Source organism: Methylobacter psychrophilus, from assembly GCF_025583945.1.
Taxonomy (GTDB): domain Bacteria; phylum Pseudomonadota; class Gammaproteobacteria; order Methylococcales; family Methylomonadaceae; genus Methylobacter_C; species Methylobacter_C psychrophilus.
Genome location: NZ_JAOEGU010000011.1, coordinates 1 through 11954, shown reverse-complemented (window position 1 = coordinate 11954; position 11954 = coordinate 1). Strand labels below are relative to the sequence as shown.

At 44.2% G+C, this 11954-nt stretch carries 6 protein-coding genes; 3 read left to right on the top strand and 3 right to left on the bottom strand.

The window, feature by feature from the left end; genetic code table 11:
- The first annotated feature begins 1 nt into the window (after position 1).
- Positions 2 to 691, top strand: a complete 690-nt coding sequence (gene trmB, locus N7974_RS07480; RefSeq protein WP_262965083.1) for a tRNA (guanosine(46)-N7)-methyltransferase TrmB — start codon at positions 2 to 4, stop codon at positions 689 to 691.
- 147 nt (positions 692 to 838) lie between these two features.
- On the opposite strand, the gene N7974_RS07475 is transcribed toward trmB, so the two are convergent.
- Genes N7974_RS07475 through kaiC form a run of 3 tightly spaced genes read right to left on the bottom strand, consistent with a single transcriptional unit; the run spans position 839 to position 5114 of the window.
- Entirely contained in the window at positions 839 to 3049 is a 2211-nt protein-coding gene (locus tag N7974_RS07475) for a putative bifunctional diguanylate cyclase/phosphodiesterase (RefSeq protein WP_262965011.1), read from the bottom strand.
- A complete protein-coding gene (locus N7974_RS07470; protein WP_262965010.1) occupies positions 3042 to 3371 on the bottom strand; it encodes a circadian clock KaiB family protein in 330 nt (109 codons plus the stop codon). Before N7974_RS07470 ends, N7974_RS07475 begins: the two co-directional genes overlap by 8 nt.
- A 3-nt stretch (positions 3372 to 3374) precedes the next feature.
- Positions 3375 to 5114, bottom strand: coding sequence for a circadian clock protein KaiC (gene kaiC / locus N7974_RS07465; protein WP_262965009.1), 1740 nt, complete (start codon positions 5112 to 5114; stop codon positions 3375 to 3377).
- A 1542-nt stretch (positions 5115 to 6656) separates the two neighbouring features.
- Between kaiC and N7974_RS07460 the strand changes: the two genes are divergently transcribed.
- Positions 6657 to 10301: an EAL domain-containing protein gene (locus N7974_RS07460; protein ID WP_262965008.1), complete on the top strand. Its 3645-nt coding sequence runs from the start codon at positions 6657 to 6659 to the stop codon at positions 10299 to 10301.
- A 160-nt stretch (positions 10302 to 10461) separates the two neighbouring features.
- Complete coding sequence (locus N7974_RS07455) at positions 10462 to 11865, top strand: PAS domain S-box protein (protein ID WP_262965007.1); 1404 nt, start codon at positions 10462 to 10464, stop codon at positions 11863 to 11865.
- Positions 11866 to 11954 lie beyond the last annotated feature (89 nt).

Below are 11954 nucleotides of genomic sequence, written 5' to 3'. Positions count from 1 at the left end.
GATGACCGTTTCTGAACCCACCCTACCGCAAAGAATCCGTAGCTTTATTCGCCGGCAAGGCCGTCTTACGCCTGGCCAGCAACTGGCGTTGGATAGCCATTGGAATGCCTATTGCCTGAATCCTGAAACGGATTATGATTTTACCCAGGTATTCGGACGTGACGCACCGCTGTTTGTTGAAATAGGCTTTGGCAACGGCGATAGCCTGGCCAAGATGGCAGCCGCCAATCCTGATAAAAATTATATTGGCATAGAAGTTCATACGCCTGGTGTTGGTCATTTGCTCATTTTACTGCATGAGCAAGGCATTAATAATGTCAGAATTTATAGTCACGATGCCATCGAAATTTTAGAAAATAAAATTGCCGATAATAGCTTGGCGGGCGTTCATCTGTTCTTTCCTGATCCCTGGCATAAAAAGAAACATCATAAAAGACGCATCGTGCGCCCCAGTTTTGTTGACTTGTTGGTCAAGAAATTAAAACCCGGCGGGTACTTTCATGCGGCAACGGATTGGGAAAATTACGCAGAAGCGATGCTGGCCATTTTATCGGCGAGTCCGGTATTAACCAATACCAGTCCAAGCAATGACTATTGCCAATGCCCGGAATACCGCCCGTTAACAAAATTTGAGCAGCGCGGTATAAGACTGGGGCATGGCGTTTGGGATTTGATTTTTAGCAAAGTATAAATACCGGCTCATCAATCCTGTTTCCAGTTGCTTATTTTTCAACTTGTGAACCACCTAAAGTTCAAAAGATAAGATATTCAGCAAATTTCTATAGAACTTTATAGCCTTTTGTTTATTAAAACCCAAAACAGCCTGCCTTAAAAGTAATCAGCGTTGCTTCAGGAATTCATTAAACTGCTCAATGGGTACCGGCTTGCCAAATAAATAGCCTTGATAATAGGTGCAGCCTTTTTCCAAGAGAATTTGTTGCTGTTCTTCAGTCTCCACCCCTTCGGCAATAACATCCAGCTCCAGACTGTGTGCCATGGCAATGATGGTGCGCACAATCGTTTTATCACTGCTATTGACAGTAATATCACTTACAAAGGACCGGTCAATTTTCAATTGATCAAGTGGCAACCGCTTAAGGTATTGCAAGCATGAATAGCCAGTGCCAAAGTCGTCTAATGAGAACCGGACACCGATTTTTCTTAATGTGTCCATGACTACAATCGTATCGTTTATTTCTGTCAGAAAAATGCTTTCTGTTAGTTCCAGTTTGAGTAAGCCAGGATTAATAGCATGGCGCTTTATAGTGGCCAGCACTTGATCTACAAAATCAGCCTGACGGAACTGGTGAGCACTGACGTTCACGGACAGTGTAAGATTACTGGTGTTGCATTCTTGCTGCCATGCCTTAAGTTGGGCGCAAGCCGTTTCCAGCACCCATTGTCCGATGGCCAGGATCAAGCCTTTTTCTTCCGCCAACGGAATGAATTGTTGAGGAGAGACCAAGCCATGTTCAGGATGTAGCCAGCGGATAAGTGCCTCTGCCCCCAATGGAAGCCCCGAACTGTCGACCTGGATTTGGTAATACAAGTGAAATTGCCCTCTCTCAATGGCGAAGTGCAATTCATTTTCGAGGGCTACACGAGCGCTAATAGCGTCCTGCATTTGCTGGTCGAAGAAACATAGTTTGTTACGGCCGGTTTTCTTGCCTTGATACATCGCAATGTCGGCTTGTTGCAGCAGTTCCTCTGTACTGGAATGGATAAAATTGAATAATGTTGCACCTATGCTGGCTGAGCAATGATAGATATGCTTGTCAAGTTGGTAGGGCTGGGTAAGAGCGGCCAGAATTTTTCTGCCTATGCTTTCGGCCTGAGCCGCAGCGACTACGCTGTTTTTATTAAGATTTTCCAAAACCACCACATACTCGTCACCGCTCGGACGGGATACGGTGTCGCATTCTCGCATACAAGCGGTCAACCGCTCTGCAACCTGTTGTAGCAGCAAGTCACCTATGGCATGACCGTGAGTATCGTTGAGGGCCTTAAAATAGTCCAGGTCGATAAACAGTACAGCCCCTTCAAGGCCGGTACGCGTACTTGAAATCAATGCCTGCTTGAGCCGATCAACAAGTAACCGCCTGTTGGGCAGGTGAGTGAGCGGGTCATAGAATGCCAGATTCTTAATTTCCTCTGCAGCCAAATGATTCGCAGTGATATCGGTGAGTGAAGAAACGTAATGGGTGACGATACCGTTGATGCTTTTCACTGCAGTAATGGATTGATAACTCGTATAGCTTTCGCCATTTTTGCGCCGATTCCATATTTCGCCAAACCACATGCCGGTGCTAATAATAATCCGCCACATCTCGGCATAAAAGTCCACATTATGGTGTCCGGATTGGAGTGTTCGTGTGTGCTTGCCTATGACCTCTTCAGAGGTATAGCCCGTGATGGTGGTGAAGGCGTTGTTTACCCGCAAGATCACACCATTGACATCAGCAACCATCATGCCTTCCTGTGATTCAAAGGCGATAGCCGCGATGCTTAACTCCTGTTCAACGAGCACCTGCTCGGTAACATCAATACCAAAATAAATTATGCGCTCAATAAGATCATTGGTGCCAAGAACATGAGCCGAATTCCAGGAAATAATTTTCCGGCTTCCATCTCCCGTCAGAATAAGGGTTTGAAAAGCATTCAACTCACCATTTTCAAGAAATTGTTGGGGCAATGAATTGAGGTGTGTCGATTCCTGAAGTGGCAACAGCAGATCTAACCAATTGCAGAACATTAACTGCTCGGCCGAAAATCCGGTAACAAGCGTTATCGCCTGATTAGTGTAGAGAATCTCACCGGTCGGAGTAAGCTCTACTATAAGAGCTGCTATCCGGTTGATGAGATGGCGATAACGAGCCTCAGATTTGGTTATTGCTAAATGTGCATCATCACTCAATACCGGCCCTTCGTTCGTTAGCACTGCATCGATACCATTCCTCATCAAATCGGCCGGGGAATTTTCGATCCCGGTTAACTGCTTTTGGAAGCTTTCCCGATTCAGGGTATCAATTAACATTATGTTCTTAGTCATGGTCTTTGATCACAAGACCCAGAGCACCCAGTACCTGATCAGTATTGTTTAAATTACCAATAATTTTAACTACCGGCTCTGGAGAAACGCGCAAGACCATGGGAGTAACTATAACGCCCTCAGCCCAGGCTTTTTCAGGTGACAGCAGGACATCCACTACATCAATTCGGTAATCATCACGGTACAGTTCAAGACAGAGCGCCTTGAGATTATGAAGGGCAAGAATTGAGTTGGGTGCTTCTCCAGCAATATAAAGACGGAAAACATGTGTCGCAGCACTAATTTCCGAAGTATGTTTTGGTATAGATGAAATATTATTCATGCGCTAGCACTCCTTGTCGATGTGCCAATTTTCCGACGAGGGCTTCAAGTCATCGCCACTGCGCTTGCTCCACAATTCATCGCGCGATAGATTGGATAGTTTGACGCGGGTATCTTCAGTCGCCAATAACAACTTTAGCTCAGCTTCCTTGACAGCCAATTCAACCTGCAAGACTTCGACGCGGGCATTAACCTCCGCTTGAGCCAGCTCAATGGCCCGACGCTTGTGAACGACACTTGCCAACAACAGATCTTCGGTCGCTTTTTCAGCCGTCTCTTTTTGCCAGCGGGCTGTGCCCATCAATACCTCACCACCTGCCTGATAGACATCGGCCAAAGATACGCCACTCGAATTTAAGATTAGCTCCCGTACCTGATTTGAATGTTCTGTACCGCGTGATTTAACAATAGTTAAAGACCGGTTTCGTTCACCAGCGAGCATGGCGTAACTGATATGTATCCAGGTATCTGCCACCGTAGAAATATGGATATTGGTGTCTTCGTTCAGTGCGTCGTTATTAGAAGCCAGTAAACTTGTACATATCATGGTAATGCCGGTTGACTTGGTCAACGCCAGCAATTGCTCGGGCATGCGTCGGAGAGCCTCGTCATTGCTGTGACTATTAACGATGGCGGATAGTGGATCGATCACAAGGCAACGTGGTTGATAGGTTTCGATAAGCTTACGTACCATTCCCATATGCTCTTCTGTTCCGCTCACGCTACTACGAAGCGATTGAATATGCAGTAAACCGCTATCGACATACGGCCCCAGATCAATGCCTACCGAACGCAGATTACGAACAATTTCCTGCGCCGGCTCGTCAAATCCGATAAAAAGAGAGCGTTCTCCGCGCTCACATGCGGCAAGCAGGAAACAACCGCAGAGGGTAGTCTTTGCTGTACCGGGAGCGCCGCTTAGCACCACGGCAGAGCCGCGATAGTAACCGCTTCCCAGCATGCTGTCGAGCCGATCTATGCCGGAGGAGATACGCTCGGTACTAGCGCTTAGCTGGGGTAATGATAGCGTGAAAGCGATGACCTCGGCACCGGTATCACCCAACAATAAAGCGGCTTCCCTGGAATTAAAACTGGAGCCACGATATTTGATAATGCGCATGGTGCGGTGGGCAAGTCGGTTATCCACATCATGGCGCAGGAAGATCATGCAATCAACCATGTACTGCATAAAATCCTGATAATCGAGTCTTGACTGACATGAGTCATTATTCTTACAGGTAATAATACCGGTTAATCCACTTGATATCAGCCAGTCATTCAAGCGGAACAACTCGCGACGTTCGGCAAGCGGATCATCAAGCAGCGATAATAGTACGTCAATAGAATCAAAAACGATACGCTTGGCCATCATCTGGTCGGCTTTGACTTTGAGCGAAGCAAGCAGGCTAGAGAGATCGAACTGACCGGCACAAACGATATCCGGTCTCGGTTTTGCATCAAGAAAAAAGAGTTTCTGGCTTTCCAGTTCAGACAAATTCCAGCCGAAGGTAGTCGCATTGGTAATAATACGTGAAGAATCTTCTTCAAAAGTGACAAAAATGCCAGGCTCACCATGCTTCGCCCCATGAACCAGTATTTGTAAAGCTATTACCGTCTTGCCGCAACCTGGGCCGCCGGCGAGCAAAGTACCTCGGCCCTTGGGCAAACCGCCGTTGGTAATATCATCCAACCCGCGAATACCCGTCTGGATTTTGTTAAGTTCGATCTGTTGCGTGTTGGACATGTTAGACCTTGGATGGGATTGGGAAGTGAAAATTTGAATATTACAATAGTGTTATTGAAGGGAGTTTTGGTAGCCAAAAATAACAAGTGACTTATAAAAGCCATCTAATTTTTTACTAAAATGTTTCAACCTATGGATATTGATAGGAAACCGAGAAACATGGGGGCAGTTAATCTAAAAAAGGTTGTTCTATAGGCACTTACCGTCTTTTATATTATGCCACATTAATTTACATTATCAGCAACATTAATAACCATAAAAATAAAAACACCAGTAATTAATTTATTTTAACTATATTTAGCTTAATTTAGAGCTGAAGATATTGTCATTTACCTATTGAATGGTAATTAATTTTTAGCGCTTTTAGAGTTTTTTTCAGTATGACTGGTCAGAGCTATTTTTCAAAATTAACCAAGAAACGTTGGCAGTCTTTTCCTGCCGATTTCTGTTATTCATTGAATGTCCATTTTATGCAGCGAGTTTTCATCAAGAAATCTCGACTTTTAAATCAACAGTGATAATTCTATTGATTCAAAATAATAACCTTATCAAATACGTTGTACCATAAATATTATATAGCGCAAATTTAATTTTGCTTAAGGGATCTAATTACCGACAATACTTCATAATAATAAAAATTCAGGTATGAACAAGAAAACCATTAACGCGAATTATGATCAGAACAAGTTTGTCTTAAAGGTCAAATTTTGTTGGTTTTTAATGATAAAAGTGCCGAGGAAACTCACTGAGTTGGTTAGCCTGCTATCCCCTTAATTCGCTATTATCTGCCTTGTACAAAATTTCAGCATGAAGCCTTTTATGCTCATACACTTTTCACTTGCGAATAAAGTTTTCCCTATAAGCACGCTTATCCTTCGTTAATTGCCAAATAATTTTTTCAAGAAAACCGCCACCCAAGTATATAAAAATATAATAAGGGGAGTCGCTATAAAGCAAGTCGATAACCGGCTTAAAAAATAAAAAATAAAAAATAAAAAATAAAAAATATATTTGTAATACTGATAACGTTATTCTCTTATTTATTGTAAGAAAATAAGAATAGTGTGTTAGTCTACTTGAAAAATTCAGTGTAAATATATTATTACCCACAAAAATGCCTGGTTATTTACTTGAATGTTTTATTTTTTAGCTGTCTACTTTTACTTGATCCTTAACCACCATCGATGCGGCTTTTAAACTAAAAACATTATTGGCAATGACTGGCATGAGCTATAAACAGGCTGGTGTTTATAGTTAATAGGACGTTATATTTTGCCGGGGTTATTTCTAATCAGGCTGATCCTGCTCGAAAACATAATTATTTGATAATTTTCATGACAGTATCATTCAATCTCTGACAGGATAAAAATACGATTTAACATTACCACGCAATGCGGGACTCAGCATGTACCGCTTAATCGGCGTCTGTTGCCAACAGGACTTATGCTAAACGGCAATTGGGACCGACAATCAACTTTTCAATGAGTTAATCAGGCTCTTGATGACGCTGTGCATCAAGACCATATAGCGGCATATCAAGCAATGAATAATGAAAATCAACAGGCATTGGAACAAGCTATGCAAGTCTGTGCCGCAGAGCCCATTCATCAGATCGGTAATATTCAGCCGCATGGTGCGATACTGGTTTTAAGTGCAGATAACCCGCGTACAGTACTTCAGACCAGTGCCAATATTAACTGTTTTATTGATTTTCCTGTTGAGGCTGTGCTCGGCAAGCCTCTGATTGAGCTGATTGGGGGAGCTTCAGCACGGCAGATTGAGCAGTTAATTGAAGATGCCAAAACTCTCCACAACGCTACCGGTCTAATCAGCGCTTCGTTGCAACAAATGTCGGTAGATCTTGATGTACATATTTATAGGGACAATAGCCTGTGGGTATTGGAGCTATGCCAAGACATCGGTTTGCCCAAACGGGAGAAGTTGGGCGAACTGCTTATGCACATGCAGAACTCGCTACTGGCTATCGAATCAGGTACAAAAACTATCGATTACTTTGAAGAAATCACCCGGTTGGTGCAGGCGCTTACCGGCTATGATAGTGTCATGGCTTATCGTTTTGAAGCTAATTGGGACGGTGAGGTTATCGCACAAACCCGTATTGAAACAGCCCCTTCTTATCTGGGTACGCAGTTCCCTGCCAGTGATATTCCGCCTCAGGCACGGGCGTTATACACCAAAAACCTGGTGCGTATCGTTACCGACGTTAGTGCCAAGCCGATTGCCATAATTCCAGCGCTGAATCCGGTCAGTCAACAACCGCTCGATATGACTTATTCTGCATTGCGCAGCCTTTCTCCCATACATATGGAATACCTCCACAATATGGGGGTTGAGGCATCAATGGTGATATCACTACTGCAAAACGGGCGGTTATGGGGCTTGATTTCTTGTCATCACATGACGCCAAAACGGGTATCTTTCGCCATGCGGGATGCCGCACTGTTTATCTCTCGAATGGCATCAACAGAACTGACAGCAATTGAATTAAGAGCTGAGCATAATCTACGTATAAAAGCATCACATATCAAAACGGCACTGCTTAAATCCATAATCACCCAGTCAGAAGAGAAAGTTCTGCATAGCTTAAGCCCAGAGCTCCTTAACTCAGTCGATGCTTCAGGCCTTATTATTATTGTCGAAGGCAAGCGCTATGTCTTTGGACAGGTACCTGAAGCTACGGCGATTGATGCACTCCTAAACTGGTTAGGCAAGCAGTTAATAACAGATGTATTCAGCTGCCATAATCTGTCCGAACAGTTTTCCGGCGCCAGTACCTATGCAGAAATTGTATCCGGGGTTATTACGACAACACTTTCAAATGATATGCGCAACTGCCTGGTTTGGTTGCGTAAAGAAAAACCACGTACTGTGAAATGGGCAGGTAGTTACGAACAAGGCCTCGTACAAGCTCCGGACGGAAATTTCCATCTTAACCCTAGAAACTCTTTCAAATCCTGGTCAGAATTGTCGCGTGGCCACAGTGTACCCTGGACTTTACTGGAGATTAAAATCGTTAATGCCTTCGGGCAGACCCTATCGGAAGGTTTGGCACAGAAGCATAAATCTCAACTGGCAGATAATGAACGAGTAGAGCTTCTGGGACGCTTGCAAAAAATTGCTGGCCGTTTGCCGGGGGTTGTCTATCAATTTCGTTGGCATGCTAATGGTCGCAACAGCTTTCCTTATATTAGTGAAGGTATTGTTGATATTTATCGGCTCAAGCCGGAAGACGTTCACGAAAATGGCGCAAAAATATTTGCCCTGATTCATCCCGATGATCAACACAATATGTGGCAATCCATTCAACAATCCGCACAAAATTTGACGCCATGGGATCATGAGTATCGTATAAAGTTTGACGATGGTGATGAGCGCTGGTTACACGGTAAAGCAATACCGGAAAAGGAAGCTGATGGCTCAACGCTATGGCATGGTTTTATTACTGATATCACCGTACGCAAGCAAGCTGAAGATGATCTTCGTATTGCCGCTACGGCTTTCCAGGTTCAGGAAGGCATCATGATCACCGATACCGAGGGTATTATTCTGCGGGTGAATAATGCCTTTACGACCATCACGGGCTATTCTACCCAGGATGTCATTGGCAAGAACCAGCACTTAATTGGCTCAGGACGCAACGATGTTACCTTCTATTCCGAAATGTGGAAGACTATCAAAAATAGTGGTGCCTGGTCAGGTGAAAGCTGGGATCGTCGCAAGAATGGTGAGATATATCCTGAATACTTGACTATCACGGCAGTAAAAGCCGTCAATGGCAATGTAACCAATTACGTTACCAGTCTGACTGATATCACCATCAGTAAAGCTGCCGATTCCGAGATTAGACATCTGGCCTATTACGACCCGCTTACCCAATTGGCTAATCGACGGTTACTGACGGATCGTGTTCAGCATGCCTTGGCAGTTAGCACACATAGTCGAGATAAAGGTGCGTTAATGTTTCTTGATCTGGATTATTTTAAGACGCTCAATGACACGCTCGGTCATGAGGTTGGTGACTTGCTATTGCAACAAGTTGCAACACGGCTGACAAATTGTGTGCGTGATAGTGATACCGTGGCCCGTTTAGGTGGCGATGAATTTATCGTACTGCTCGAAGGCTTAAGTAAGCATGCCGTTGAAGCGGCAGCGGAAACCAAAGTAATTGGCGACAAGATTCTGGCGGCCCTTAGTCAACCGTACCAACTTGCTTCACACAAATACTACGGCACAGCAAGTATGGGCGCTACATTGTTTAAAGATCAGTGCGTAGGTATAGATGAACTTTTTCGGCAGGCGGATATTGCGATGTATCAGGCCAAGGATAGTGGTCGCAATAGTCTGCACTTTTTTGATAAACGGATGCAAGAGTCTATTAATGCGCGCGCATCAATGGAAACTGATTTACGCAATGCACTTGAACAGCAACAATTTCAGCTGTATTACCAAATCCAGGTCGATGCCCTGGAACGCCCGACAGGTGCAGAGGCGCTGATTCGGTGGTTACACCCTGAGCGTGGTTTAATATCACCCTATCATTTCATTCCGCTGGCAGAAGAAATGGGGCTGATTTTACCTATTGGACAATGGGTATTAGAAACCGCTTGCGCTCAATTAAAAGCGTGGGAGCAAGATGAGATTACCTCTAATCTCACCCTTTCAGTTAACGTCAGCGCCAAGCAATTTCACCAAGCAAACTTTCTAACCAAAGTACAAAGCGAAGTACAACGTCATGCAATTAATCCGACTAAATTAAAGATGGAGCTGACAGAAAGCATGTTGGTCGAAAATCTTGAACAGATTATCGCTGTAATGAGTACATTGAACGCCCTTGGTATCCGCTTTTCATTGGACGACTTTGGCACCGGCTATTCATCCCTGCAATATTTGAAACATTTGCCTTTATATCAGCTGAAAATCGATCAGTCGTTTGTGCGAGATCTTACCGCTAATAGCAGTAATGATCGTGGGCTCGTACGCACCATTATTAACATGGCGGAAAATTTGGGGCTTGAGGTCATTGCCGAAGGGGTTGAAACCAAAGAACAACAACAAATTCTCTTGGCAAAAGGCTGCGCCCATTATCAAGGCTATTTATTTGGCAAGCCTGTACCGATTCAGCAGTTTGAATTGGCGCTAAAACAGGAATGCATGTCTGGGGCTTGATGTGAATTAATTATAACCATTATAAATTCATAAATTCCGTATGAACAAAAACTATGATAAACCTGCCGGGTTTCCGGCAAAGATTGAAGAACCGCTATGCCTTGTCAGCGAAACAGCATCGGTGGAACGCTGTGCATGCCATACCATAGTATGGTAATCCATGAATAACCAAACCAAATCTGCCTTGGAACTGGCAATGCAAGAGTGTACTGCCGAACCTGTTCATCAACTTGGCAATAATAAGCAGGTAAAAGAAACTCCTCTCAAGGCCGATGCTCTGCAAAACGCAATTTTCAATAGTGCCAATTTCTCAAGTATCGCCACCGATGCAAATGGCGTTATTCAAATCTTTAATGTCGGTGCTGAAAACATGCTGGGCTACACGGCAGAAGAAGTTATGAACAAAATTACCCCGGCTGATATTTCCGATCCACAGGAAATTATTGCCCGTGCCAACACCCTCACTGACGAATTCGAAACGCCGATCGCGCCAGGTTTTGAGGCGCTGGTGTTCAAGGCGTCACGCGGCATCGAGGATATTTATGAGCTGACTTATATTCGCAAGGATGGCAGCCGTTTTCCGGCGGTGGTATCGGTCACGGCGCTACGTGACGCGCAGGATGTCATCATTGGTTATTTGCTGATTGGTACGGATAATACCGCACGTAAGCTTACGGAAGATAAGCTGCGCCTAAGTAATATTGCCTTAAAACACATCAGCCAAGGCGTAATCATCACCACTCATGACCAGAACATCTTGTGGATTAATGCCGCCTTTACATCAATCAGCGGCTATAGCCGAGCAGAAATTTTGGGTCGGAATTGTCGCTTTATGAATGGGCCACTCACCGACCCAATAGTGCTAACTAATATACGTCAGGCTATTGAAAATAAAGTCCCATTTTCCGGTGAACTACTCAATTATCGCAAAGACGGCACGCAATTCTGGAACGAATTGACGATTTCTCCCATATTCGACGTACAAGGCCAGTTAACTCACTTTATTAGCTCCATGCACGATATCACTGAGCGTAAACAAATAGAGCATACACTTCGTGAGAGCGAATTTCTCTGGAAATTTGCCATAGAAGGTTCCGGTGACGGCGTCTGGGACTGGAATGTCCAGACTCATCAAGCCGTTTATTCACGTCTTTGGAAAGAGATGTTGGGTTATACCGAAAACGAGATCCTGCCTACTAATCAGGAATGGCTGGGCCGTATTCATCCTGATGATCAGTTACCTGTTGCAGAAGTGCTGCAAGCTTATCTGGATGGAAAGACGGAGATTTACGTTGTTGAATATCGCTTGCGCTGTAAGGATGGCAGTTACAAATGGATTTTGGCTCGTGGCATGGTGGTTGATTACACTGAAGAGGGTACGCCCTTACGGATGATCGGGACGCATACTGATATTTCTGCGATCAAAAAAACACAGGATTCATTGCAGGAAAAAGAACGAATGTTGTCTGAATCACAGCATATCGGCCATATTGGTAGTTGGTCTTTAGATCTGGCGACCGGTTTACTAGACATCTTTCCTAAATACAGTCATAGCGTAAGTTAACAAGAGCAGCCACTAAATTCCATGTCAGGGAGTAATGCTTGTGCTTACCCCGATAAACATCTTTGGTAATTCTGAAGATTTTGCATCGG